Source organism: Paenibacillus sp. Soil766, assembly GCF_001428105.1.
Taxonomy (GTDB): domain Bacteria; phylum Bacillota; class Bacilli; order Paenibacillales; family NBRC-103111; genus Paenibacillus_E.
In genome coordinates, this window is the sequence record NZ_LMSJ01000059.1 from 70,269 (window position 1) to 95,526 (window position 25,258).

A 25,258-nucleotide genomic window follows, 5' to 3' on the forward strand; every position below is an offset into this window, starting at 1 on the left:
TTCCTAATCAAACCTTCGCTCTAGTCGGAGTTAACCTTGGATACATATTGAAGCGCATGTGTTGTAGCTAGCACAGAAGACGCTTCACACCGAAGATCTGGCTCAAGTGCGCGACCGAAACCATGATCCTCGTTCTGATAAGTTATAAGCGCAGCTACAACGTCTGCCGGTTTCCCACCCTCAAACTCATACAGAAACATACTTTTCTCCATCTCTCTTGCCTGACTAAGTAGAAAGTCTCGTGCTTTGGCAAATTGTGCGCTAGACAACATTAGCATTCTCCCTTCCTCCTTCGTATTATATCCCCAGTTCCTGTTGCTTTCTTCGCGTAAATAGAACTATGCCAATCACCACGACACACGCCATAGATAACCAGGAGCTATAGAGGAAAACTTGTCTCATCCCATAGGCTGCGCTCATGAAACCACCTAAGAAGCTGCCGATAATACGAGCGGCCCCAAGGCTAAGTAATCCGTTAAGGGTTTGTCCGCTTGCCTTCCATTCAGGAGGTACTTCGCGGTTAATGATCGTGGCAATCGTAACGGAAAGTACGATAAAGATGACGCCATGCAAGACTTGAACGGGTAATATCCATTGCGCAACTTCGATCTGGGAGAATAAGAACCACCGCAGGGCAGACGCCAGGGCTGCAACGAGTAGAATGATCGAAATGGAGATTCGCTTGAAAATTGCAGCCGAAAATAATAGAAAGGGCAGCTCACTTAAGGACGAAATGGTCATCGACCAGCCTAACAGTACACTATCTCCGCCCATTTCCTTGAAATAGATCGGGAAGAAAGCGTAATAATAGCCAAGTGTGATTTGAATAATAAAATTCATTCCGATATAGAACATGAGTTTGCCATTTTTGAAAAGCTCACGAAATTTCCGTCCCATCACATGTGCTGGTCGCCCAGCGGCAGCCGGAAACCGCCATAAACAAAGCAATGCGGCAACCATCGTACACGCATAAACAGGGAACATCGAATCAATGTAGGACTTAGCAATGAACCCGAAAAAGAGTGACATTATGGCAAAGCCTACGGTTCCTCCCAATCGAATCAAGCCAAAGCTCCATGTAGGTCTCCGATCTAATTCCTCCAATGTAATGGCATCACTTAAAGCAAATATGGATGTTTGGAAAAAGGTAAAAATGCATATCACAATAAGAATATAAAGAAATTGATGCGAGATCGGGAAAAATAGAATTGAAATACCGCTACCAATTATTAATAGTCGCAGGATGTGATTCTTCGATTTGGCACGGTCCCCTAACGCCCCCCATACAGGTTGACCTATCATTGCAACTAAGGGTCCGAGACTCAGAAGGAGCCCGATCTGCTCCTGTGTAAACTTCGCGTTGTTAAGATACACTGGCATGAAAGTTCCATAAACCGCATTTCCCATATAAATGACGACATAAAATAATACAAATGCATTCAGTTTCGTAGTTGTCCCCTTCTTTCCTCTGTGAGAGCTAAACAATGCCTATTCGCATGCGGTATCCAAATAATATAGAACGTTCTTCTCCTGCGAAGGCCTTCTCCACAAGCTGACGAAATGCTGCTGCCTCGGCTTCAAGCTCTTTCGCTCCTAACTTTATCGCAGTTTGTAAGCCTCCCTGACTTAACGCTAGGTTAGCATAGCGGGTTGCGTCACAGGACTCCCAATTATGAAACACAATTTCTCTTGCATAACGAAATAAGCCTGATGATTGGATTTGTTTCAAATGCTCGTCCTTATTCCATTTGTGTGCTTGCTCATGATTCGGTGCCAGCTCAGAAGCTCGTTGATCACCGAGCGAAGTAAGCTTCATATATTGCCCCTCGATTTCCCAGTCAATGGCAGGCGGCCAGTCGCAATCATACGCGGCGAATACGCCACCAGGGCGAAGGATACGCGCGAATTCACGTAAAGTGCTTTGCGGCTCCATCCAGTGAAACGATTGTGAGCACGTGACAATGTCTGCAGAATCGGAAGGCAGCTCTAGTTCATGAGACAATCCATTCATGAATTGAATAGCATCAGGCTTATTCATGTTCTCCCATTTGGCTAGGGCAACTGCTCGCATGTCATCACTCGGCTCGACGCCGATGATCCGTTCTGCATCATTCAACCATAGAAACGAAGACAACCCTGTGCCGCAGCCTACATCTACTACGGTTTCGGGGTTGCTACCCAAATAAGCCGTCAATATCTGAATCAACTCCTGCGGAGCAGTTGGCCGGCTCTCATCATACAAAGCTCCGAAACCGGCAAATCGCTGTACATTACTTGAACGAATGTGTTCGATCATAGATTCCCTCCTCTGAGTGGTCACAAAAAAAGCTCACCAAAGGATGAGCTTCTACTCTTCTTATTTAACGTACATGAACATGTAATCGTCCTTCTAGGTGAAGTATGCCTTTATCCTGCACGGCATCTTTCGCGATTACATTAATTCGCTTCAGCCACTCTTCCGGCGTACAATTGACGGTTGCAGCTTGGACTAATCGCTCCGCGTGATCATAACAGGTGTCATAGCCACCTAATTTACGAATGACCTCGGCATATTCGACAACAAGCTTTCTAGCACCTTGCGAGGTGTAACCGAAACTCTGAACAAGTGCATCAACGATTCCGCGTTCATACAGATTCAGCCGAACTTGTGTTCTCATAGTAAATCCACCTGCCTCCCGTAAAAATGTTATAACCAACAAACCGAAGGGATGTCTCCCACTTCTCAGAGGAAAATACCACTTGATTGCCTAGACGTAACGCATCTAATTTCCGCCCGCGTGTGGTGCGTAGAATTTGATCATAAAACCAATGTACATCTCTATTTAATTGTACTGCTTCTTCAATAATTCGTCCAGTATCACCATCCGCCATCGGACCTATTATTATATCCGGATGCTTATGACAGGGGTCCGTATCTCCCTTTTTCATGACACAACGATGTGACATCACAAATTCAGCCCATGCTAAGGAGTCACTTAAAAAAATGAGAGGTTCCATCATCGAAGGAATCGCGATCAGCTCAATTTCTAGCACACAAGGGTTCTCATGCCCCATGATTGATCGAGCCGCAGCCTTGCGCGCCCAATTTCGCGCCTGCGCAGCTGAGATGGTTGTATAAAATCCTTCGCCGAAATCACGGCCAGGTCGCCAATACCGGCTATCCAATAATTTAGCTTGGAAAAGGTTGACGAGATTATCCGTTGTTCCATGATATAAACGTTGTGGTGTTATTATATCCATTTCGCTTCCCTCTGAAACCCCTTTCCCTTCTAAATAGGCTAGTAAGCACCACGAATATGTTCGTGTACGTGAGTCGCATAGAAGCTCTGAAGACGCGCTTGATCTTCGGTTGTATAAGCCGGAACTTCAAGGGTGGCTAGATTATCTTCAATTTGCTTGACGTTCTTGAAGCCAGGGATAATACAAGTAATATGCGGATTCTCCAAAATCCAACGCATCGCAGCACGTGCCATGTTGCCACGACCCTCACCGATCCAAGCCAGGTCTTGCGCGAGTTCAACGCCTTTCGCAAACGGCAGTCCTGCAAACGTCTCACCCACGTTAAATTGGTCGCCATTCGCATTGAAATTCCGGTGATCATCAGCGGCAAATGTACTTGATGTCGTGAATTTCCCGGTTAATAAGCCACTTGCCAGCGGAAGCCGCACAAGAATACCTACCCCAGCATCGTTCGCTTGTGGGAAGAGAGCTTCAGCAGGCTTCTGACGGAACAAGTTAAAGATCACTTGCAGGGCTTTGACTCCAGGTACGGAGAGACAGAACAAACCTTCTTCCACCGTCTCCACACTTACACCGTAGTGACGAATTTTACCCTCAGCTTTCAATTTCTCAAGCACATCAAAAACGGAACCGTCTTTCAAAATCGCAAGAGGTGGACAATGAATTTGATACAGATCAATTCGTTCCCGATTTAACCGTTTTAAGCTATTTTCCGCGAATTGGCGAACCGCTTGCTCCGAGTAGGTCGCAAGGTCATGAATATCACCTGAACGACAAAATTTCGTAGCAATATGAATCTCGTCTTCTTTCCCTTTCGTCGCTTTCGCTAGGAGCTCTTCGGCATGACCTGAGCCATACACATCCGCTGTATCAAAAAAGTTCACACCTGCTTCCATCGCACGGTGCAAGCCTCGAATGGATTCTTCGTCATTCGCCTCACCCCAGCCCCCACCAATTGCCCAAGTGCCGAAGCTAACCTCACTAATTCGAAGCTCTGTATCGCCAAGTTGTCGGTATTTCATCACTACCACTCCTTCTATGTAAAGTATCATCAAGCTGCTTCCACAATTTCTTCTTTCACCATTCGCCATAGGATAAGAGGAAACCTCCCTATTTATGCAAAAAAAAGAGAGTCCGCTTATCTCGGAACCCCTCTTTGGTAAATCGAGCAGAACGAAAGACTAGCGCTTCCGTTTATTATAGCCTTTATCTTCATACGGTTCCAACTTCTCTAACCAAAGTTCAAGCAATGCATCAACTTCAGCTCGATAGCTTTTCAACTCCGCGGCATCCAATATGATTTCATCCCGAGGCTCGATGCGATCCAGCACCTCAAACACGAACGATTGGCCACCGAACGTCGCCCAGTCTTTCTGTAGCTCATTGAATGTATTGGTATTCATCTGCTTACAAAATTCAAGCCGATTCTTCATTCCATCGAGATCCATACTACCGTTTACAAGTATTTTATCGTTCTGGGTATTGCGAATTTGATACACACCCATAGCCCGGAACGTTTGTTTATAATTGGTTGCAAGCTCCTTCTTCTTCTGTTTGTCTAACATGTTGACTAATACCCCATTTCTTTTAAAATCCTGGAAAGCGTACTTAAACGTTCTCCAATCAACTCTCCGTCATCACTCAATGCTTGGCTGAAGAGTTTGATATCTTCGTTGATTTTCTCATTATCCGTACATACGCCGACGGTCATTGCATCCCCTTGTAAGCCGATTCTGTCAATGACAGGATTCTCGGTATTATATCCGTTCTCATAGCGATAAGCGTCCTCTTGGAAATGCAGTTTCGTTCGACACACGAGGATTGCTAGATCTAGCACACGGTGTAAAGGCAGCTCTTCGGATTGACGTGACCATTTCTCACCAGTGTAGCGCCATACTTTAGCCGAAATATCAACCTTTCCTCTGTCATTCCACTGAGCTAGACCTAAGGAAAGTCCTTGTGTATCCGTGTTTTGCGTATATCTACCGTCAATATTGGCATAATTCTCAGCTACGATTACAGGTTTATGTTTGAGTGTTGTTGGGATTTTCAATGTGATTCCTCCAAGTTCGAAAGTAAGATGATTTCGATTTACTAATTTACTAAATTACTAAATAAAACCGATGATTGAAGTATACCTCAGCTTCTTTTTCAAGTCAATGGATGACTGTGCCCTACCCGCGGTATCCGTTTCGATGAATCAGAAAGCACGCATGTCTCGGGAAGCATGCTGCCCGACGTCATTTTCATATCAATCACATCTATTATCATTTGTAAGGAATTAATTTGTTGTTGGATATTCTCCCTATGCTGCTGCAGCTTGACTTGTAGATCAGGATGCTCTGTCAAATCGGACTCATATGTCAAACTCAGAAACGGCTTCATCTCGTCCAAAGACATACCGGTCTTCTTCAGACAAGTGATTAGTTTCATTACAATGAGATCTTCCGGATGATAAATACGATGACGATTATTTTTCCGATTCGCCTGAGGCAACAGTCCAATTTTTTCATAATATCGAATCGTATCTTCGGATAAAGCGGATTTCTCCGCTGCTTCTTTAATTGAAAACCCTACCGCCTCACTCATTATCTCCAGCTCCCTTTACGCACATTGACTTCATTATAAAACTTGGAGTTAACTCCAAGTCAATACAGAATAATTTAATCCACTTAGGGTTGACTTGAAGTCGACTCCAAGTTGTATAGTCAAATCCATATCCAATTACTTGCTTTTAAATTAGGGAGGAAAATTAAGATGGGCACAAAACTTTTAGGTCAAATCGTCCTAATTACAGGCGCTAGCAGCGGGATAGGATTGGCGTTAACTCACCAGCTGCTGCAAGAAAACACACAGATCATTGCGCTAATTCGCACAGAATTCCCGAAAGACGATACATCCATTCAAGCAGCAATAGCAACACGGCAATTGCGTGTGTACCGAGCGGACTTGAGTGATTTTACAAGCTTGCGGGCGGCACTTGAGCAAATTAAAAACAACGAGCAGCAGATTGATCTCCTTTACAACAATGCAGGTGGCAGCTTCCCTGAGTTGATGTATTCGAAGCAAGGTCGAGAACTTCATTATGAACTGCATACCGTCGCACCCTATATCATCACGATGGAGTTAAAGGCGCTATTGAAGAAGGGTACGCTGAAACGAGTCGTGCATACCTCTACTAACGCGTTCAATATGATGAAGCGTTTTGATCCTGAAACATTGGATAACCCCGTGCATTTTATCATGCTGTTCGGCCCCTATGCGGCGTCTAAACTCGCACTATCCTTATGGACACAAGAACTCGCTCCCCAACTTGCCCAAGAAGGGATTACGATGGTATCAGTTGACCCTGGCGGCAACAATACACTGCGCAAAGGCAAAAAATCAGGCATTCCCTTCTATCTCAAGCCGATTATCCAATTATTATTCCCTCATCCTAGCAAAGGGGCCTCCCTACTCTATCAAGGCGCCATAGGTGACCATAAACCTGGTGCCTATTTGGCGAAAAACAAGCAAGTTGAACTGAAATTCCTCCAGCATGCACCACGGGTGCTTGAGAAAGTTCGTGACATTTACGAGTATACCTATCAGCAAGTTGGGAAATAATAAATAGACGCGAACGGCGTTGCCCATACAGAAGAACTCCTGCAATCGTGCTTTACTAGCACTTTTGCAGGAGTTTTTCCTAGTCTACTATAAGTCCTGACTTAGGCGAATCATATCGCGGCACTGAATCCCATTTTCAAAAATAGGTTCCTTATAATGCCTTGTAAAGAAATCGAGATCCACGCCATAGATTCGAAAACCACACTTCTGATAGAGACTCAACTGCTGGATACCAGAATTTCCTGTGCCGATCTCAATCGTCTTATAATTTAACGTTCTTGCCGTTCCCACCGCATGTTTCACTAGTTCCTTGCCATAACCACGGCCTTGTTTCTTCGTGATCACCGCGATATTCACCAGTTCAATCGTCTTCGGTCTCGTTGGAAGCAGCAAATAAGCGCCGACAATTTCATGGTTCTCTTCCAATACGAAACATTTGCTTTGGTACACATATGACTCGACCATCGCAAGCTCTGGATCAGCTAATAGAAATAAATGAATCGGATATTCTTCCGTTACTTGTAATTCTCGAATATGCAACATTCTGTGTGCCTCCATCCATTTGTGATGGGTTTCAGAAGTGAAACTTGCTTTAATCATCCCTCTTCCTATTTTATCACGACCAATGGCCAATTATTTGGATAAAATAAGTAAAATTCATTCTTTCCGCGTTGGGATCATTCTGACTCAACATTCCATACTTCTGCTATGGCAAGAAAAACGGCCGCCCTAAGGCAGCCACAACTTAATTATACGTAATTTTCAAGCCCAATTCTGCGGCACGCACAAGTGCTGCGTCTGAGAATTTCGGCTTTTTGTATTTGACTTCGAACTCCTCTTTCGTCAGTGGTGTCCAATTGAAATCTCTATTCTGGTACACCCACGTTTTCGTACCCCAATCCACATGAATCGTACGACTTGCTACCTTTTTCACAACGCCAATTTCAAGAATGACACCAGTTTTACCAAAAAACTTCGCACAGTACTTCCCTACCATTTCACTCACTCGAAACATCCTCATTTCCATTAGTCAAATCACGCAGAATCCCAATTGCGATTTCAAAAGTCTCCTTATCCGACTGAAATTCATCAAGAAAGGATTTTCTGAAAATTCGTTGGATCTCTTGTCCCAACCCAGCGACACTCATATCTTCCAAATGTTTCGTTATATAAATGGTAATGCTGCGAGCCTCACCATCGTATTCATCGTCTTGACTTCCCTCTTCTAGTAATTGAATCGGATCCCATTGATCCAGATGATATTTCACAACGCCAATGATCGGCGAAGGATCAAACGGTAACGCAGCTAAGTACTTATTCTCTTTCCTGATTTCATTCTTTATGCTCCACAGCAAATAATTCATCTTGGTCTCATGCGATACGGCACGAAATTTCACAGAGATGGCCTCCTTTGTTGGACACCAGCTTAATCTGCTGATTCCATCTTCATCAGAGCAATCCGCTGCAGTGTCGCACCTAGCAGTTTATCATGTTAGCTGAAAGATGCCAACTTTTTATATTTAATCATCTAAATTATTAATGATATTAACTAATTGAAATCTCGTTTCTACCAATCGATTTCTATTGTCATTTCGATCCTCAGGCTCAACCCAACCAAAGCCATCGCCAACATATCTCGGGAAAACATGTACATGTACATGTACATGGCCTATATTCCATTCATCACCTGAATTTACCTGCTCTAACAAAAAAACAGCCCCTCATCAGAGTGACTGCATAGCTAACCGATTAAGTTGAATACGTATAGAAACCTTGCCCTGACTTGCGTCCGAGTCGCCCTGCCTTCACATATTTTCTAAGGAGCGGGCAGGGTCGATATTTGGAATCCTTAAATCCTTCATTGAGAATTTCCATGATCGATAAACAGGTGTCCAACCCAATGAAATCCGCGAGTTCTAGCGGTCCCATCGGATGATTCATGCCGAGCTTCATCACCGTATCTATAGCTTCCACCGTAGCTACACCTTCATACACCGTAAAAATGGCTTCGTTAATCATCGGCATGAGAATGCGATTCGAAACGAAGCCTGGAAAGTCTTGCACCTCAACCGGTGTTTTACCAAGTTCCTGACTAAGCTGAAAGATCGCTTCGAATACGGTCTGAGACGTTTCGAGGCCACGAATAATTTCAACCAGCGGCATCACTGGAACCGGGTTCATGAAATGCATCCCAATGACTTGCGAGGGACGTGTTGTCGCCGCAGCAATCTCGGTGATCGGCAGAGATGACGTATTCGTTGCCAGTACCACTTGAGGCGGACAGATCCCGTCTAACTTCTGAAAAAGCACCGTTTTCCAAGCCATATTCTCAGATATCGCCTCGATTACAAGGTCCACCACCGCAGCCTCTTCAATAGCTCCCGTTGGTTGAATGCGGCTGATGATGCCAGCTTTCGCTTCCTCTGTCAACCTCCCCTTCGCAATACTTCGATCTAATTGCTTACTGATCACCAACATGCCCTTGTCGATCAGTGGCATAGATTGATCATGCCAAAGTACCTTTCGGCCTGCAGATGCAACCACTTGCGCAATGCCGGTTCCCATCTGCCCAGCCCCAATTACCATGATGGTTTCTATAGACATGCTTCATCGCTCCTACAGCTTCATTGAACCGGACTATCATCACCGAATAGAATAGGATTCTCCGCTATTCCACGCGAAGCAAGATCGCATCACCTTGCGCCGTACCACTGCAGATCGCTGCGATCCCATAACCACCGCCAATTCTGCGAAGCTCATGGATTAAAGTGAGAATTATCCGAGTTCCGCTGGCGCCTATGGGATGACCGAGCGCAATGGCACCGCCATTAACGTTAACGCGTTGCGAATCCCACCCTAGCATACTCTCGCATGTGAGCACGACAGCGGCAAAAGCCTCATTCACCTCGAATCGGTCAATTTGATCCAACTTCATGCCCGTTTGCTGCAGCAGCTTGCGAATCGCAAGCGCAGGTGCCGTAGCGATATATGGCGCTCGCTCGCCTACACTGGCATGACCGAGTATCGTAGCGAGCGGGACAACGCCCTGTTCTAGGGCAGCTTCACTCGCCATGACTACCATAGCGGCAGCGCCGTCATTCACGCCTGGCGCATTCCCTGCCGTAATGCTGCCTTCCTTGTCAAATACAGGGGCTAGAGCAGCAAGCTTAGCCAAGCTTGTATCCGCACGCGGTCCCTCATCACTAACCACCACAGTCGCACCAACTTGAATTGAGATCATTTCTTCTGCGAAATATCCTTTCGCCATTGCTTCTAGCGCTAATTGATGACTGCGTAAAGCCCACTCGTCCTGCATCTGACGCATAATTTGGAATTCAGCAGCAACGCGACTGCCATGGAGCACCATATGCACGCGTTCGAAAGGACAAGTCAGACCATCATGAATCATCAGATCGATTAGTCTCTGTTCACCCATCCGTGCGCCCCACCGCGCATGCGTCGCCAAATATGGCGCCGAGCTCATGCTTTCCATACCGCCTGCCACTAGTACAGACGCATCACCTGAACGAATAATTTGGTCCGCCATGGTCACACTACGCAAACCCGAAGCGCACACTTTATTGATAGTCTCCGACGTCACGTTCCACGCCAGTCCCGCCATGCGAGCTGCCTGACGTGAAGGAATTTGTCCTGCCCCCCCTTGCAACACCATGCCCATCAAGACTTCTTCGATCAAGGAAGGATCCAGAGTCGCACGTCGTATAGCTTCCTTGATGACAATTCCCCCTAGCTGGGCAGCTGGGACGTCCTTCAACGCGCCGCCGAACTTACCAAAAGGGGTTCTCGCACCGCCAACAATGACGCTTTCTCGCATACACCTCGCCCTCCAGTCTACGCTCACGTCATTTAATCAAACGAGCAATCGCTCTCCGTTGCTCATCCAATGTTGCTTCAACCATTTGGAGCATGATCGCATCGCGCATATATCGTTCAACTGGGAAAGCTTTCGTATAGCCATACCCACCGTGGATTTGAACAGCTTCAATCGCAACCGCCATCGCCGTATCCCCGGCAAATAGATTGGAATACGTACCTTTAGCCCCGCCTTGGCTCTCTAGCCATGCAGCTTGATACGTGAGCAGCCTCGCTGCTTCAATTTGTGTTGCCATATTCGCTAGCTTGAAAGCGATAGCCTGTTGGTGCGCAATCGGCTTGCCAAATTGCTTGCGTGTCTTCGCATAGGCAATGGACACATCCATTGCCGCTTGCGCAATCCCAACGGCCAGCGCTGCGATACCGCTGCGAGCAGACTCCAACGTCCGCAACGCAATCCGGTAGCCGTCCCCTTCCTCGCCAAGCCGATTCGCCAATGGGATTCGGCAATCCACCAGTTCAATGGACATACTGGGTGAGCCACGCAGTCCTAGTTTTCTTTCTTTTTTGCCTAGAATGAATCCTGGTGTGCCTTTCTCAATAATAAAAGCACTACTCGCGTGCACTGTAGAATCATTTCCCGTAGCCGCAAACACCACATAGACATCCGCTTCCACTGCGTTTGAAACGAAAAACTTTGTGCCCTGCAGCACGTAATCGTCACCATCACGCAACGCTTTTGTTTGCATGACTACGCCAGGAGTCCCTACCGTTTGTGCACTTTCAGACCATGCATATGCCCCAAGCTTACGCCCATTTCCCATCGGACCTAGAAACAACTTCTTCTGTTCCTCGGTGCCAAACATGGAAATAGCCGCAACCGTCAACCCACTGTGAACGTAAAGTGAGTAACCCATCGAGGCGCAAGCACGAGCTAACTCCTCCAAAACCAAGGCATTCGTCAGAGCATCCGAGCCAAGTCCACCAAATAACTCAGGCACCAAAATACCAGTTAAGCCAAGCTCCCCCATCGTATCGAATACATGGCGATCAAACCGTTCTTCTTCATCTCGCAGCACCGCCGTCGGTGCAACCTCCCCAGATGCAAAATCGCGAACCATCGTCCGAATCATTTCCAATTCCTCTGAAAGGCTATAATCCATATGGAGCCCTCCCTCAAGCCGCATGAACGCTAACTTTGATCCTCCCATGTTGATCGTGCAATCGAACCATCCAAAGTCTCATAATCTTCATAGCGAATCGCCTTATATAACTCGCTGCGCGTTTGCATGTCTTCAAGCGATCCGATTTGTGTCCCTTGCTGGCGAATCTCCTCAAATACCCGCTCATAAGCTTTTGCAGCGACACGTAACGACGTAACCGGATAGAGCACCATACGAAAGCCCCAGCTTTCAAATTGTGCTGCTGTATAGTAAGGTGTACGTCCAAATTCGGTCATATTCGCCAAGAGAGGTGCATCCACTTCCTTTCGAAAATGCTGAAAGTCCTCCTCGCTCTCGAGTGCTTCTGGAAATATCGCATCTGCGCCAGCGGCGAGATAGTGCTTAGCACGGGTGATGGCTTCCGCCATGCCCTCTACTCCTTTCGCATCTGTCCGTGCAAGTATATACAATTTTGGGCTGACAGCTTTGAGGGTGCGGATTTTTTGACACATTTCCTCGGTGGAAATGAGCTTCTTACCACTGAGATGTCCGCATTTCTTCGGCATATCTTGATCCTCAATTTGCACAGCGGCAACTTTCGCCTCTACCATCTCCTTCGCGGTCCTTGCAACATTCAGGATGCCGCCATATCCCGTATCGATATCCACCAATAACGGAAGTCCCGTTGCTCGAACGAGCTCCCTAGCTCGCTCTGCAACCTCGTTCGAATAAAGGAGTCCTAGATCAGGCAATCCTCTACTAGCCGTATAAGCGGCACCTGATAAATAAAGAGCTTCAAACCCAGCTTGCTTGGCGATTCTAGCGGCCATGCCATCGTGGGTGCCAACGATTTGGACAATAGGACCCGCTTCAACTAAACGACGCCACTGTGCAGCTAATTGTTCTTGACTCGGCTCCTCCTCAATCAACCATGACATAGTAACCTCCTGCCTCATTCAGCCGATCTGACCAATAGTTAAATAACGAAAAGCGACATATACGCAGACACGGGTGTCTGAATTAGCTTCTCGTAATCGAGTGAAAGCTTCATAATCTCATCCGTTTGCTTCCTTGGAAACCGCGTTTGCACGTTTGCTTTGAACTTATCGATCACTTTCGGCAAGCCCTCCGCACGCCGCTTGCGGTGTCCGATGGGGTACTCACAAACGATTTTGCCCGTAGACGTTCCATCCTTAAAATAAATTTGAATGCTGTTCGCGATAGAACGCTTATCTGGATCTAGATAATCCTTGCTGTACTGCTCGTTCTCGACAACAACCATGCGCTCCCGTAGTGCATCAATGCGCGGATCAGCAGCGATATCATCTTCGTAATGCTCCGCTGTCAATGTACCAAATAGGAGTCCGATAGCGACCATGTACTGCAGACAATGATCACGATCTGCAGGATTGTGCAGAGGACCTTTTTTATCAATAATGCGCAGCGCTGATTTATGAGTTGTTAACATAACTTTTGTTATGTCTCCTACACGATCTTTTACAAGTTCATGAAGAGTGAGTGCACATTCAACAGCAGTTTGCGCGTGAAATTCGGCAGGAAAAGAAATTTTGAACAAAATGTGTTCCATCACATAACTATTCAACGGTCTAGCCAAGGTTAGCGTCTTTCCTTCGAAAAGCACATCCTGAAACCCCCAAGTTGGTGCTGTCAGCGCAGAGGCGTACCCCATCTCCCCTCCAACTGCCATCAAAGCCAAACGAACAGCCCGACTTGTTGCATCACCCGCAGCCCAAGATTTCCTAGAACCTGTATTAGGCGAGTGCCGATACGTACGTAAGCTCGCTCCATCAATCCATGCATTAGAGACAGCGCTGCATACCTCCTCCTTCGTCCCTCCCAACATAACTGCAGCCACTGCGGTGGAAGCGATTTTCACCAGATGGACATGATCCAAGCCAACGGCGTTCAGGCTATTTTCCAGTGCGAGTACGCCTTGTATTTCATGCGCTTTGATCGCCATCGTTAAGACGTCTTCCATCGTAAAAGGCGATTGCCCCTCGGCCATACGTTTTCGACTCACATAGTCAGCAATAGCAAGGATACTGCCTAAGTTGTCGGATGGATGCCCCCATTCTGCCGCTAACCACGTGTCATTATAATCGAGCCACCGAATCATACAGCCTATATTGAAGGCCGCTTGAACGGGATCCAATTCGTATCGAGTGCCGGGCACACGAGCACCGCCGATCACATCTGAACCTGGTACAATCGGACCCAGATGTTTGGTGCAAGCGGGAAAACGCAGCGCAAGCAAGCCTGTTCCCAGAGAGTCCATGAGGACATGATGTGCAATCTGATACGCTTCCTCACTCTCAATCTCGGCATGTAGAGCGTATTCTGCAATTTCTACTATAAGCGGATCGAAAATCATCTCCCTCTGAGCCCATTCTCTAGACGTACTCATACGATCTCGTCCTCACTTTCTGAACATGTATCTCCCTGAGGTGGATGTAAATCTCGCTCACCCGTATAACGAACACGTGGTCGGAAGAGGCGATTGTTCGCATGCTGCTCCATCACATGTGCACTAATGCCAACCGTGCGTGCTGCAAGGAAAACAGGGGTGAACAGCTCAATTGGAATGCCAAGCAAGTAATAGACAGGCGCGGCATAGTAATCCAAATTGGGATGAAGCCCTTTCTCTGTACGCATCACGTTCTCCCCACGTACGCACATATCGTATAACTCCTGTTGCTGACATGCGGGTGCGAGTTTCGCCAGTGCCTCCTTCATCAACAACGCACGTGGATCAGGTTTTCGCATATACACGCGGTGTCCGAAGCCCATGATGCGCTCCTTCCTAGCAAGCTTAGAACGAATCAACACTTCCAAATCATCTTCAGAACCCGCTTCAAGCAGCATGTGCATAACTGCTTCGTTTGCACCACCGTGCAGCGTACCTTTCAGTGAAGCAACCGCGCCAACAAGTGCACCATAAATATCTGACTGTGTAGAGGCGATCACGCGAGCTGTAAAGGTTGAATTCGGCAACTCATGCTCACTATACACAACCAGCGATTGATCAAAAATCGCTACCTCCATCGGAGAAGGGATCGTTCCTGTGATCATGTACAGAAAGTTAGCTGTATAAGATAACTTATCTTCTGGCTCAATGAGCGGTTGCTTCGTAATTGCCCGATAACCATATGCGACAATTTGCGGTACTTTGGCTAAGAGGCGTATGGCTTTACGTCCGTTCGCTGCAGGTGATCGATCATCGAGTTCGTCATCGAAGCTCGCTAACGCAGAAATGCTTGTTCGCAGCACATCCATCATATCTGCCCGGTCCGGCATCAAATGGAGCATGGCCCGCACATTCGGCGGTAATCCATAGACCGATTGAATCTGTGATTCAATCGCTTGACGCCTCGTTTCATTCGGCAATTTACCCTCTAGCAGCAGTCCAACAACATCCAAATAGGACATTTGCTCAGCAAGCTCCATCAGATCATACCCGCGAATCACAATTTCTTCCTTCTCCACATCAAGATATGAAATGCTAGTCTCACTGGCAATCACATGTTCAAGTCCAGGCAAATAGTGATCACTCATGTTTTCGCTCTCCCTTCCTACATACTTTCAGAAAGCAGCAAACGCGAAATCACAATACGCTGAATCTCATTCGTCCCTTCATAAATTTGCGTAACTTTGGCATCTCGCAGATAACGCTCCACCTTCGATTCCTTCAGACAACCCCACATACCGCAGAGCTGGACAGCTCGCAAACATACTTTAACAGCCATATCACTGGCAAAAAGCTTCGCTATGGCAGCCTGCTTCCCATACGAGAGCCCCTTGCTCTTGCGCCAAGCGGCTTGATAGGTCAGCAGTCTTGCGCCTTCGATGTGCGTGGCCATCTCCGAGATATGAGCATAGAATTGCTCGCTACGCTCGCTATCTCCCGCTCCATAAGCAAGAACAGCGTCCAAAGCCCCTTGGCCGATGCCCGTTGCCTGCGCCGCAATCCCGATCCGTCCGCCATCCAGACTTCGCATCGCGATGCGGAAGCCTTCGCCTTCGGGACCTAGTCGGTTGTCAGCAGGAACGCTGCAGCCCTCAAACCTCAACTCCATCGTCGTGGATGAGCGGATACCGAGCTTATTTTCTTTGGTACCGAAAATAAGCCCTTCCATGCCTTTTTCCACGATGAAAGCTGTACAACTCTTTGACTTGTTCTGCGCATCCGTTATCGCAAAAACAATATACACCTCCGCCTCCCCGCCATTCGTAACAAATAGCTTGGAGCCGTTAAGCACATATGCGTCTCCTTCCTTTGTCGCTGTGGTGCGCATCGCACCAGCATCTGAGCCTGACTCGCTTTCGGTCAGACAATAAGCGCCAAGCTTTTTACCTTGTGCCAAGGGGAGTAAATACGTTTGTTTCTGCGCATCTGTCCCATACGTATGAATCGCCCAACTGGCCAGCGACGTATGCACGGAGAGCATCACAGCAGTTGACGCGCAAACACGCGAGAGCTCTTCAATCACCATCGCATAGGTTAGGAAATCAGATCCGCCTCCGCCAAATTCTTGTGGCCAGGGAATCCCAGACCATCCAAGCTCACCTAAACTGTCGAAAATCTCACGATCAAACCGCTCATATTCATCCCTTTCCTCTGAAGTCGGATCCATCTTCGCGAGTGCAAACTCACGGACTTTGGCTTTGATATCTTGCTGATCATGGCTATAAGCGAATTGCATGCGACGACCTCCTTCGACATGTTCATGCTGCAGACACTGGATTGGCCGAGGTAAATAGGGTCGATCGTACTTATTTGGACAAGTTGTAACCGCTTACAATTATATGTTATATATACACGCTTTTGTTTGCCAATAGACTCTGCTGCGACAAAAAATGATCATGACGAACATTTGAAACAACTACTTCTTGTTGCCACATGTCCACTCACAAGTTACATCTACCTCAAATAGCCATCGCAATTCCCCTCACTGTTAGGTTAGATGGAAAAGGTACAGCTAAATTTGTCAAATTCTTGATATGAGGCCAATTAGATGGAAAAGAGGATGTTAATTTCGTTGATTGGGCTGAATAAGCCGATATCCTCTCAGATTAGCGTCATAAGACAAACGGCGGACTGAAAACAAATCAATGAGAAAGGGGACTAGACAACGTCTAACCCCCTGTTTATATTCTAGTTGCTTTACACAACTCCTATTCGGACTTCAGCACGACGCCAGCTGGCAATACCCGCTCGACATGCTCACGCAGCGATGCATTCGTATACAGTTCCTCACAGAAAATCGCAATGATCCCACTATCCTCGCGTGTACGAATCAATCGACCCATCCCTTGACGCAATCTTAGGAGCATATACGGAATGTCGACTTCTTCATAGGGCGAAGCTGCAGCTTCACGCTTTGCGTTAAATACCGGATCCTGCGGAGGAAACGGCATCGCCCAGACAATGACATTGGATAGCGATGGACCAGGAATATCGAGTCCTTCCCACAAGCTAACGGCAGCCAACACACTATGCTCGTCCTCTTGGAACGAAGCAATCACATGCGAGATTTCTTGATCTCCTTCATAGAAGAAGGTTAGATTCTTGCATGCCGAATGGTCTGCCATCTCCCTTTTGAAACGCTGCAATTCCTGATGTGTCGGGAACAAAATTAGCGCTCTGCCTTCTGTTCTATTTAACAAGTGGACGGCTGCAGTCATCTTCTCTTGGAAAGTACCGCCTTCCGTGAAGCGCGGGGCAATGACTTCCATCCGTTCCGCGTAGTCATACGGTGAATCTACCGAGAACGAGAGATACTTCTCTAAGCCTAAGCTGTTCGCCACATAATCGAACTTACCCTCTACAGATAGTGTGGCCGAAGAGAACACGATTGGCATTTTGGAGGAAAAGACATACTCCTTGAGCACTTCCTTCACCGTTCTAGGCATAACAACAAGACTGAGCCCTGTAATACTTTCCGTTGCCCAGCAAATAAAGGAATGATCGTTTCGGAATAACGCGAACGCCTTCTGCATCATTTCCAGATGCTCCTCCACAATTTTCAGCTGATAGTCATTAAGGGTAAACATTTCTCCCTCAAAGACAAGCTCCTCTTCGATCTCGGACAAAATATCACAGAGTGTATGAATCTCTCTTTTCAAGAGATCACTCATCACGATTTGTTTACGATCAGAGCCCTCAATCGGGCGACAACAACTTTCCAGTACCTCAAACATACGTTCGCTCTGCTCAATCGCACGATCAATACAGACGGCTAAGGTTTCACGTACTTCCCCTTTTAACAAGCGAATGACCAATTCCTCGAACACTATATGCTTCAGCTTATAGGTCAACGCCTTCTGAGCAGCAGATTCCATCAAATGTCCTTCGTCAAACACAACGGTACAATGTTCTGGCAAAAGGGGCAGCTGTCCCTCACGCTTTCTTCCGTCATAGGTCCACACATGCTCCATGTAGAAATCATGCGAACATATGATCAGATCAGTTGACTTCCTATACGACTCGCGAGATAACGTTTGTCCACATCGATGACGCTTATCACAGACAAAGCAATCTTGGAAAGCATCCCAGTTCATGCGATTCCATTGTTCATCGTTAAGCTGCGGGTAATTCTTACGATCACCGTACGCATAGAACTGTTGCATGGCTTCACGTGTATGAACAAAATCAGGAAGTGATTCGTATACCTCGCGATAGAGCCCTGTATCCTCGTGTCCGAATCTGGCCTCATCCACCTTCACCAAACAAGCATATTGGTCTGGCGATTTTGCCAGTCTGGCATCAATTTGCAAATTCAAATGGCGAGAGATTTTATCAATATCTCCTCCAGGTTTCACGAGTTGCTCAATTAAAGATTCATCCGCGCATGCGATGATCGCGGGTTTGTTCATAAAACGCGAATAGCAGATCGCATATAATAAATACACCAACGTTTTCCCCGTGCCAACGCCGGCTTCCGCAAAAATCGTCTGTTTCTCAGAATAAGCCCGCTCTAGCTGAAAGGCCATATAAATTTGTTCATCTCGAACTTCAAATCCCGCTTCTGGCAATATGTCATAAAAGATATCCGCAATCCAGTCGGATACCTGCTGCATAAATGGCTGTGCATGATCATATGCAAATGGATAACGTCCCACGTGTTGTGCCCCCAACCCTCTAAGTTAAGAATCAAACTTGTATTATCTCATGAATGTTTGGCAAAAGCAAAAAGGGTTGCGAAAAAGGAAGAAAATGCCGATTACATGAAGAAAAGCCCACTCCTACAGCAAAGCCGCTGTCCGGAATGAGCTTTATTTTACATACTAAAACGTTCGCGATAACCGCATTTCCGGCAAAGTTCCTCGACCACTTCGCGTCTAGAAAAGCCTTCAAATAACCGATTCGCTCGTTCACCCTCTACAATCTCAGAGAATGGCGTGTGGTTAATGTTCCCCAAGTTAATAACCCCTTCCCCATCTAGACAACAAGGAATGACGGTTCCGTCAACGAGAATACCTGCTTGATTACGTAAGGCGTGGCAGAAGCCAGGTCCCTCAATTTCCTCGGCCTTCAAATCAGGCCATTGAAACTCATGATCCTGATTCAAGTAGACACGATCGGCAAGCTTAACGCCAGTTCCGCGGACGAATTTCTCATCGATTTTGTAATCGAGCTCGAACTCCTTCTCTAGCAATTCCAGCACTTCACGATTCCGATTCCGTTCCAAATTCGTCTGATTATCTGTATCCAAATTCCATAATCGGAAGGAAATAATGACATTCGATTTCGCGACGATTTCCTTGGCAAAACGCAGGATGCTCGTCACATAGCCTTCCTTATCCTCGGAGCCTTCATGACCGTCAAAGCTGTGCAGAGAAAAATTCATTTGGCGAAGTGCCGGTTTATCAAGCAACTTGTGCCTATTTTTGTTAATGAGCGTCCCGTTCGTTGTGATATTCACTTTGAAGCCTTTTTCATGGCTCAGATCGAGCAATTCATCGATTTTCGGATGGAGCAGCGGCTCACCCTTCACATGCAAATAAATATGATCCGTATGCGGCTTAATTTGATCAAGGATATTCGTAAATGTATCTATTTTGATGAAATTCGCTTGACGTTTCGTCTGAGGACAGAATGTGCAAGCCAAATTGCATACGCTCGTAATTTCGATATAAAACTTCTTGAACTTCTTCATGGTCGGACTCCGTTTCTTATTGGCGCTACTATGATAGAGGCTATTATACCAAGCGAGACGGTTGATTGAAAGGATTTCACACTTTTTTAGAAAAACAACTGGACCATCCTGCCAATAAAGTAGGCGGACGGAACGAGGAAAATTTGCGCTAATAGCGTACCTAAGAAGCGGGTTGTCATGAGTAAAGCGTAGATTTTGCCTAGCTGTTTACGTTGCTCTTCATCATGCAATGCCTTATCGGTGATGAGACCCAATTGGGGATCGATGAATATGGTGAGCAAAATCGTAGCAATTCCGTTGATCAGACCCGACGCTTGTGAGGCTGTAGTCGCATAATCAGGCCATAGATGAGCCGCATATAGTGAGGCTAGTACACCCACGGAGTAGAAAGCTGTAACGACAATATTGATGAATAGGAATCGTTTAGAAATGCCGAGATAACGGAACTGGCTTAGCTTCACTTTGGGCTTTTTAATATATTTGGTCGTGTTCTTCAGCTGTGAAATCGTCACATTCGTGAGCATCTTCGGCAGTGAACCGGCAAGTTCGAGACGAGCAATGACTCTAGCACTTAGGTTGATAAAAGTAGGAAATAACGCGATCGCGATTATCGTCCCGATCGACGATGCCAGTAGAGAAATACGCAAATATCGCACCAAATCAAACGTGGGCTCATGCTTGGCATAATCCACAAAATTCGCCGTCATCGGCGCCTGAATCAGGTTCGCCGTACGCGATACAAGTACGACGATGCCGACAAGTGAAAGTGCCACTGCGAGTTTGTTCACCCTTACACCTGCATAACGAATCGAGTAAGACAGTGTCTCGGCTGTGTGAATGATCATCGTCAATATAAAAACCAAAATGAGTGTGTTGATCATACAAAGGGTTCATCCTTTACTTGAGTGATAGGTGCTGAAACGTAAGAGAGAGAAAACGAAAACCCACCTGCTGTTGGTCGCATCGGGTGGGTTTCGTGGTGATTAATCATTGTCTATTATTCGCGACGCAGCGCGGATTCCCTTTATTAGTAATCACGCATGGCGCAAGAACTACGTCTTAGACTACGCCTTGCGATCGTCCCCATACCACAGCTCACGGAACGTGGAGCTGTGTCGCAGTAGTTCCTCCGATGTGCCTTCCGCTTCAATGCGGCCATCTTTCATCACGATGATGTGGTCGGCACGCGTCAACGCGGTTTTGCGGTGCGAGACGACCAGACACGTCGCATCACTGCGGCGCTGGAACATCCGCTCCCAAAGTTTCTGCTCTGTCTCGACGTCAAGCGCGCTCGACAGGTCGTCGAAGACGTACAGCTCGGCGTCTCGCACGAGCATTCGTGCCGCGGCCGTCCGCTGCGCTTGACCGCCGGAGAGCTTCACCCCACGCGGGCCGATGACGGTGTCCAGCCCGCCAGGCAGCTGCGCGACGTCGAACTCGAGCACCGCCGCGTTCAAAGCCTGGGGTAAGCTGTCACCTTGCTCCGCTTGCCCGAGCAAAATATTATTGCGCAGCGTATCGCTGTATAACCGCGGCACCTGCGCGGTATATGCGCTCTGCGGCGGTGTAAAGAAGGTGCCCGGATCCTCAACGGGCACACCATTCCACGCGATCGTTCCACTCTCCTTGGGCAACAGCCCAAGAAGGGAACGAACCAGCGTGGTTTTGCCAGAGCCAATCGTTCCCGTGATGACGGTGAACGATCCTCTTTGCATGGCGAAGTGAATGTCAGCGATACCTCTACCCGTATCTGGGTAGGTATAGCTGAGCCCATTCACTTCCATGCGCTGCAGCGGAGGTGCAACGACGCTGTCATTCTCTTGATCTTGAACCTGATCTTGATCTTGATCCTGATCTCGTTTTACCATCGCAACAGAAGAATCAACCTTCCCTACCCGCTCCTTCTTCAAATACAACGGCTTCACCATCGTCAACACCCTCGCCGAAGCTCCTTGCAACAAGAAGGTCAATCGCTCAAGTGAAACACTCATTTGCTTAAAATAAGTGATAAACTTCCCAACATTCGTAATAAACTGCGTCACGAAGGTCAAATAGTACACGAACAAGGCGAGGTCACCGACAGTGAACGTCCCTGCTCTCATTTTCGTTCCCGCCAAAAGAAGCAATAATCCCGTCCCCAAATTCACGGAATTTGAGAAAACGGAGTCTAGCAATTCGCTCATCAGTCGATCTTTAAGCATCGCCTTGCGACGCTGATCACCGAAGCTGTGGAACCGCTCCATGACTCTCTTCTCGGCGCCAGCCACTTGAATGGCCTGCACATTACCGAACATCTCGCTGATCTCTCCCGTCACCTTAGAGGTGGATTCCCTACTCGCGGCACGATATTTCTGCAAACGAACAGTTGCGAGTTGTGCCGCTGAAATCACGATGACGATTGGCATAAACACGAGAAGTGTCATTTGCGCATCAATACGAATCAATATGTAACCTGAAACGAGTGCAAAACACGTCATCCCAAACACATCTACTGACCAGCTCGCTGCTTCCTCGGATTGATCCACGTCATCGCGGAAGTGACTGATCGCTTCGCCTGGTGATACAGGAATCGCTTGTGCACCCGGCTGCTTGAGAACATGTTCTAGTAAATTGCGACGAAGCAGCATCCCCATTCGGAAACGGAAGTGCACATCCGTAATGAACCCAATGATGATCAATAGGATTCGTCCCAGTGCTGCCCCAATTAACAAAGCGATCAAACCCCATACTCCGAATTTCAAGGTAGCATTCCCCGTTAACGTGTCGAAAAATGCTTTTGTAATTAGCCCAGGTGCAATTGGAGCCAAATAAATAATTGTCCATGCGAGCGCATTAACGAAATATCGGAAAGGTTTATACATGATAAGCCCTTTTAAATACTGAAACGTTGTCATGCCAACACCTCCTCTAACCCTGTCGCGAGCAATTGGCTAAAGCGGGAATTCGGGTCGGCGGCAAGTACTTCTCTACGGCCTGATTCCAGCACACGCCCGCCATCCAAAATAACGATATAATCAGCACGCTGTACAGTAGCAAGTCGATGGGCAATCATGATACAGGAGCGCTCAGTTAACAATTTGGAAACGGCTTTCTCCATACGCTGCTCTGTCAAAGGATCCAGACGCGATGAAGCTTCATCCATAATAACCAATCCCGGATTCGTCAAGAATACGCGTGCAAAAGCCAACAACTGCGCCTCTCCAGCAGATAAGCTGCTTCCCCCCGATGCAAGCACCGTATCCAAACCATCTGGCATCGCTTCATACCAAGCGCCTAGTCCAAGTTCATAAAGTACGGCAATAATCTGATCATCCCGAATGGACACATCATAAAAGGTTAAATTATCACGAATCGTCCCTTGAATGATTTCAATATTTTGTGTTACTAGCGCGACACGCTTCCGAAGCTCAGCTAGTTTACAATTCCGAATGTCAATACCACTAAGTGCAATCACACCTTTTTGCGGATCATAAAATCGCAGTAATAACCTCGCAATCGTAGACTTCCCGCTCCCTGTTCGACCAAGCAATCCTAGCACCTCACCAGGCTTCAAGTTCATCGTCAGGTGATCAATCGTCGGCTGATCGTCGTCATAACTGAATACAACATCCTTGAAATCAACGCCAAGGGGTCCATCTGGAATCCTAGCCCCAGGTCCATCTTGGATCTTCGACTTAATCGCGAATAGTTCTCGAATGCGAGAAATACTTGCGTCTGCTTTTTGCAAATCTTCCATTTGCGTCCGAATCTTCTCGATTGGTTTAGCGAGTAATTCCGTGTAGAAGAAAATTAAATATACGGTACCCAAGGAAATATGATTGCCATGCCATAAATAGGCGCTAATCCCGAACGCCATCGCATTCCCCAATGCGAAAACGAAGATCGACATGTTCCACATCGCACAAAAGCCGAGGAACGCTTTGACGCGTAATGGCAACATTTTTCGAAGCATCGTATAGAAACGATTCATCACGAAGCTTACTGCACCGTTGGCGCGAATATCCTCTGTCCCCTCCAAATGCTCCCCGATAAACCCATAAAACTCAGCATTCGCCTGCCGCCACCCTGCCCAAACGGGTACAGCAAATTGACGAATCCACCCAATCATGTAAATCGCACAAACAACGAAAACAGCCATCCCAGCACCAATTACCCAATTTTCCCGGAATAAGAGGACGAGAATCCCCGCCATGAGCAGCACATTCCCAAACAAATGAATGATCATACTGGAGAAGAAATTCGCAAGCGCATTCACATCCCCATCCACACGCTCAATTAGCGAGCCAGATGTATGACTTTTATGAAAAGACATATCCAACGACAGACAATGCGAGGCTAAATCAACGCGCAGCTTATTGGTTGTTTTCCAACCGACATTTTCACTAAAATAAGTCGCGATCACAGATACTAGCTGCTGAACCAGTGCAAATCCAATAAACAGAAGCGCCGCTGTAAAAAGTGGCTGCATCGCCCCTTGTGATTGCGCGGTATCAATAAAATAGCGGATGATTTGCGGATTAATCAGTTGCAGCCCGATGGAAGCGAACAACAGGAGTGTTAATCCAATCAACGTCCCCTTCTGAGGAAACAAATAACGGCCTAACAGCTCGCGATATTGCCCCATGGAGTTGCTGTTTTTTCGGTTTTTCTTCATTGTTATGGAGTCCTCCGTATTCCTCTCGACGTACACTCCATCATACTAAATTGGCTCCTTCTCGACAACGGACTCTTTGGCTAAAATGAAAAAAGCCGCCGAGTCGGCGGTTCATGTCTTCCCGTATAACCCACATAGCTAATGGTTGATATCTGTAACGTTGTTTTTCACTCTTACAGCATGGAATTCCACCAGCCGGAGCTTATTCTCCCGCTATAACGTTGTTTTTCATCACTAAACCCCTCGAAATCGAGCCGGGGATGATTTTTCTCGAGCTATAGTGATGTTTTTCATCACTAAACCCCTCGAAATCGAGCCGGGGATGATTTTTCTTGAGCTATAGTGATGTTTTACATCACTTAAACTCTCGAAATCAGGCCGGGGATGGTTTTTCTTGAGCTATAGTGATGTTTTACATCACTATACCTCTCGAAATCAGGCCGGGTACGATTTTTCTCAAGCCATAGTGATGTTTTTCATCACTTAAACTCTCGAAATCGAGCCGGGGATGGTTTTTCTTGAGCTATAGTGATGTTTTTCATCACTAAACCTCTCGAAATCGAGCCGGGGATGGTTTTTCTCGA

At 47.0% G+C, this 25,258-nt stretch carries 26 protein-coding genes; 1 reads left to right on the forward strand and 25 read right to left on the reverse strand.

The window, feature by feature from the left end:
- Window positions 1-20 precede the first annotated feature (20 nt).
- The 9 genes from ASG89_RS32975 to ASG89_RS33015 form a co-directional block, all read right to left on the reverse strand.
- A complete protein-coding gene (locus tag ASG89_RS32975) occupies window positions 21-278 on the reverse strand; it encodes a hypothetical protein (RefSeq protein WP_057315582.1) in 258 nt (85 codons plus the stop codon).
- A gap of 19 nt (window positions 279-297) precedes the next feature.
- Complete coding sequence (locus ASG89_RS32980) at window positions 298-1,485, reverse strand: MFS transporter (protein WP_268795696.1); 1,188 nt, start codon at window positions 1,483-1,485, stop codon at window positions 298-300.
- A complete protein-coding gene (locus ASG89_RS32985) occupies window positions 1,478-2,296 on the reverse strand; it encodes a class I SAM-dependent methyltransferase (RefSeq protein WP_057315583.1) in 819 nt (272 codons plus the stop codon). The genes ASG89_RS32980 and ASG89_RS32985 overlap by 8 nt, the downstream gene beginning before the upstream one ends.
- A 64-nt stretch (window positions 2,297-2,360) precedes the next feature.
- Window positions 2,361-2,657: a hypothetical protein gene (locus tag ASG89_RS32990; RefSeq protein WP_057315584.1), complete on the reverse strand. Its 297-nt coding sequence runs from the start codon at window positions 2,655-2,657 to the stop codon at window positions 2,361-2,363.
- On the reverse strand, window positions 2,626-3,240 hold the full coding sequence (locus ASG89_RS32995) for a DUF3990 domain-containing protein (protein WP_057315585.1): 615 nt from the start codon (window positions 3,238-3,240) through the stop codon (window positions 2,626-2,628). Before ASG89_RS32995 ends, ASG89_RS32990 begins: the two co-directional genes overlap by 32 nt.
- A 38-nt stretch (window positions 3,241-3,278) precedes the next feature.
- Window positions 3,279-4,262, reverse strand: coding sequence for an aldo/keto reductase (locus ASG89_RS33000; protein WP_057315586.1), 984 nt, complete (start codon window positions 4,260-4,262; stop codon window positions 3,279-3,281).
- Window positions 4,263-4,421: 159 nt separating this feature from the next.
- Window positions 4,422-4,805: a GIY-YIG nuclease family protein gene (locus tag ASG89_RS33005; protein WP_057315587.1), complete on the reverse strand. Its 384-nt coding sequence runs from the start codon at window positions 4,803-4,805 to the stop codon at window positions 4,422-4,424.
- 5 nt (window positions 4,806-4,810) lie between these two features.
- Window positions 4,811-5,293, reverse strand: a complete 483-nt coding sequence (locus ASG89_RS33010) for a DUF6530 family protein (RefSeq protein ID WP_057315588.1) — start codon at window positions 5,291-5,293, stop codon at window positions 4,811-4,813.
- A gap of 98 nt (window positions 5,294-5,391) precedes the next feature.
- Window positions 5,392-5,829, reverse strand: a complete 438-nt coding sequence (locus tag ASG89_RS33015; RefSeq protein ID WP_057315589.1) for a MerR family transcriptional regulator — start codon at window positions 5,827-5,829, stop codon at window positions 5,392-5,394.
- Between the two features lie 168 nt (window positions 5,830-5,997).
- On the opposite strand from ASG89_RS33015, the gene ASG89_RS33020 reads away from it, so the two are divergent.
- Window positions 5,998-6,846 (forward strand): SDR family NAD(P)-dependent oxidoreductase, encoded by an 849-nt coding sequence (locus ASG89_RS33020; protein WP_057315590.1) that lies wholly within the window; start codon window positions 5,998-6,000, stop codon window positions 6,844-6,846.
- Window positions 6,847-6,933: 87 nt separating this feature from the next.
- Here the strand turns inward: ASG89_RS33020 and ASG89_RS33025 are convergent, their stop codons facing one another.
- The 16 genes from ASG89_RS33025 to ASG89_RS33100 all read right to left on the reverse strand — a co-directional run bounded on the left by ASG89_RS33025 (window position 6,934) and on the right by ASG89_RS33100 (window position 24,674).
- Window positions 6,934-7,386, reverse strand: coding sequence for a GNAT family N-acetyltransferase (locus ASG89_RS33025; protein ID WP_057315754.1), 453 nt, complete (start codon window positions 7,384-7,386; stop codon window positions 6,934-6,936).
- Window positions 7,387-7,591: 205 nt separating this feature from the next.
- Window positions 7,592-7,852 carry a hypothetical protein gene (locus tag ASG89_RS33030; RefSeq protein WP_056625290.1) on the reverse strand — a complete coding sequence of 87 codons (261 nt, stop codon included), beginning with the start codon at window positions 7,850-7,852 and terminating at the stop codon, window positions 7,592-7,594.
- Window positions 7,845-8,243 carry a hypothetical protein gene (locus ASG89_RS33035; RefSeq protein WP_057315591.1) on the reverse strand — a complete coding sequence of 133 codons (399 nt, stop codon included), beginning with the start codon at window positions 8,241-8,243 and terminating at the stop codon, window positions 7,845-7,847. Before ASG89_RS33035 ends, ASG89_RS33030 begins: the two co-directional genes overlap by 8 nt.
- A 123-nt stretch (window positions 8,244-8,366) precedes the next feature.
- The gene (locus ASG89_RS33040) at window positions 8,367-8,555 is read right to left on the reverse strand and encodes a hypothetical protein (RefSeq protein WP_057315592.1); all 189 of its coding nucleotides are present in this window, start codon (window positions 8,553-8,555) and stop codon (window positions 8,367-8,369) included.
- Window positions 8,556-8,595: 40 nt separating this feature from the next.
- Window positions 8,596-9,450: a 3-hydroxybutyryl-CoA dehydrogenase gene (locus tag ASG89_RS33045; protein ID WP_057315593.1), complete on the reverse strand. Its 855-nt coding sequence runs from the start codon at window positions 9,448-9,450 to the stop codon at window positions 8,596-8,598.
- Between the two features lie 64 nt (window positions 9,451-9,514).
- Window positions 9,515-10,681: an acetyl-CoA C-acetyltransferase gene (locus ASG89_RS33050; protein WP_057315594.1), complete on the reverse strand. Its 1,167-nt coding sequence runs from the start codon at window positions 10,679-10,681 to the stop codon at window positions 9,515-9,517.
- 28 nt (window positions 10,682-10,709) lie between these two features.
- Window positions 10,710-11,843 (reverse strand): acyl-CoA dehydrogenase family protein, encoded by a 1,134-nt coding sequence (locus ASG89_RS33055; RefSeq protein WP_057315595.1) that lies wholly within the window; start codon window positions 11,841-11,843, stop codon window positions 10,710-10,712.
- A 29-nt stretch (window positions 11,844-11,872) separates the two neighbouring features.
- A complete protein-coding gene (prpB, locus tag ASG89_RS33060) occupies window positions 11,873-12,781 on the reverse strand; it encodes a methylisocitrate lyase (RefSeq protein WP_057315596.1) in 909 nt (302 codons plus the stop codon).
- Between the two features lie 38 nt (window positions 12,782-12,819).
- Complete coding sequence (locus tag ASG89_RS33065; RefSeq protein ID WP_057315597.1) at window positions 12,820-14,268, reverse strand: bifunctional 2-methylcitrate dehydratase/aconitate hydratase; 1,449 nt, start codon at window positions 14,266-14,268, stop codon at window positions 12,820-12,822.
- On the reverse strand, window positions 14,265-15,416 hold the full coding sequence (gene mmgD, locus ASG89_RS33070; protein WP_057315598.1) for a citrate synthase: 1,152 nt from the start codon (window positions 15,414-15,416) through the stop codon (window positions 14,265-14,267). The genes ASG89_RS33065 and mmgD overlap by 4 nt, the downstream gene beginning before the upstream one ends.
- A gap of 17 nt (window positions 15,417-15,433) precedes the next feature.
- Window positions 15,434-16,564: an acyl-CoA dehydrogenase family protein gene (locus ASG89_RS33075; protein ID WP_057315599.1), complete on the reverse strand. Its 1,131-nt coding sequence runs from the start codon at window positions 16,562-16,564 to the stop codon at window positions 15,434-15,436.
- 472 nt (window positions 16,565-17,036) lie between these two features.
- Window positions 17,037-18,983, reverse strand: a complete 1,947-nt coding sequence (locus tag ASG89_RS33080) for an ATP-dependent DNA helicase (RefSeq protein ID WP_057315600.1) — start codon at window positions 18,981-18,983, stop codon at window positions 17,037-17,039.
- Window positions 18,984-19,141: 158 nt separating this feature from the next.
- On the reverse strand, window positions 19,142-20,020 hold the full coding sequence (locus ASG89_RS33085) for a radical SAM/SPASM domain-containing protein (RefSeq protein WP_057315601.1): 879 nt from the start codon (window positions 20,018-20,020) through the stop codon (window positions 19,142-19,144).
- An 86-nt stretch (window positions 20,021-20,106) separates the two neighbouring features.
- Window positions 20,107-20,901 carry a lipid II flippase Amj family protein gene (locus ASG89_RS33090; protein ID WP_057315602.1) on the reverse strand — a complete coding sequence of 265 codons (795 nt, stop codon included), beginning with the start codon at window positions 20,899-20,901 and terminating at the stop codon, window positions 20,107-20,109.
- Between the two features lie 183 nt (window positions 20,902-21,084).
- Window positions 21,085-22,914 (reverse strand): ABC transporter ATP-binding protein, encoded by a 1,830-nt coding sequence (locus ASG89_RS33095; RefSeq protein ID WP_057315603.1) that lies wholly within the window; start codon window positions 22,912-22,914, stop codon window positions 21,085-21,087.
- Window positions 22,911-24,674 carry an ABC transporter ATP-binding protein gene (locus ASG89_RS33100; RefSeq protein ID WP_082593761.1) on the reverse strand — a complete coding sequence of 588 codons (1,764 nt, stop codon included), beginning with the start codon at window positions 24,672-24,674 and terminating at the stop codon, window positions 22,911-22,913. The genes ASG89_RS33095 and ASG89_RS33100 overlap by 4 nt, the downstream gene beginning before the upstream one ends.
- Between the last annotated feature and the right edge of the window lie 584 nt (window positions 24,675-25,258).

Coding starts and splice junctions, on each gene's coding strand:
- ASG89_RS32975 (WP_057315582.1), bottom strand. CDS start 278: ATGCTAATGTTGTCTAGCGCACAATTTGCCAAAGCACGAGACTTTCTA.
- ASG89_RS32985 (WP_057315583.1), bottom strand. CDS start 2,296: ATGATCGAACACATTCGTTCAAGTAATGTACAGCGATTTGCCGGTTTC.
- ASG89_RS32990 (WP_057315584.1), bottom strand. CDS start 2,657: ATGAGAACACAAGTTCGGCTGAATCTGTATGAACGCGGAATCGTTGAT.
- ASG89_RS32995 (WP_057315585.1), bottom strand. CDS start 3,240: ATGGATATAATAACACCACAACGTTTATATCATGGAACAACGGATAAT.
- ASG89_RS33000 (WP_057315586.1), bottom strand. CDS start 4,262: ATGAAATACCGACAACTTGGCGATACAGAGCTTCGAATTAGTGAGGTT.
- ASG89_RS33005 (WP_057315587.1), bottom strand. CDS start 4,805: ATGTTAGACAAACAGAAGAAGAAGGAGCTTGCAACCAATTATAAACAA.
- ASG89_RS33015 (WP_057315589.1), bottom strand. CDS start 5,829: ATGAGTGAGGCGGTAGGGTTTTCAATTAAAGAAGCAGCGGAGAAATCC.
- ASG89_RS33020 (WP_057315590.1), top strand. CDS start 5,998: ATGGGCACAAAACTTTTAGGTCAAATCGTCCTAATTACAGGCGCTAGC.
- ASG89_RS33045 (WP_057315593.1), bottom strand. CDS start 9,450: ATGTCTATAGAAACCATCATGGTAATTGGGGCTGGGCAGATGGGAACC.
- ASG89_RS33050 (WP_057315594.1), bottom strand. CDS start 10,681: ATGCGAGAAAGCGTCATTGTTGGCGGTGCGAGAACCCCTTTTGGTAAG.
- ASG89_RS33055 (WP_057315595.1), bottom strand. CDS start 11,843: ATGGATTATAGCCTTTCAGAGGAATTGGAAATGATTCGGACGATGGTT.
- prpB (WP_057315596.1), bottom strand. CDS start 12,781: ATGTCATGGTTGATTGAGGAGGAGCCGAGTCAAGAACAATTAGCTGCA.
- ASG89_RS33065 (WP_057315597.1), bottom strand. CDS start 14,268: ATGAGTACGTCTAGAGAATGGGCTCAGAGGGAGATGATTTTCGATCCG.
- mmgD (WP_057315598.1), bottom strand. CDS start 15,416: ATGAGTGATCACTATTTGCCTGGACTTGAACATGTGATTGCCAGTGAG.
- ASG89_RS33075 (WP_057315599.1), bottom strand. CDS start 16,564: ATGCAATTCGCTTATAGCCATGATCAGCAAGATATCAAAGCCAAAGTC.
- ASG89_RS33085 (WP_057315601.1), bottom strand. CDS start 20,020: ATGAAGAAGTTCAAGAAGTTTTATATCGAAATTACGAGCGTATGCAAT.
- ASG89_RS33090 (WP_057315602.1), bottom strand. CDS start 20,901: ATGATCAACACACTCATTTTGGTTTTTATATTGACGATGATCATTCAC.
- ASG89_RS33095 (WP_057315603.1), bottom strand. CDS start 22,914: ATGACAACGTTTCAGTATTTAAAAGGGCTTATCATGTATAAACCTTTC.
- ASG89_RS33100 (WP_082593761.1), bottom strand. CDS start 24,674: ATGAAGAAAAACCGAAAAAACAGCAACTCCATGGGGCAATATCGCGAG.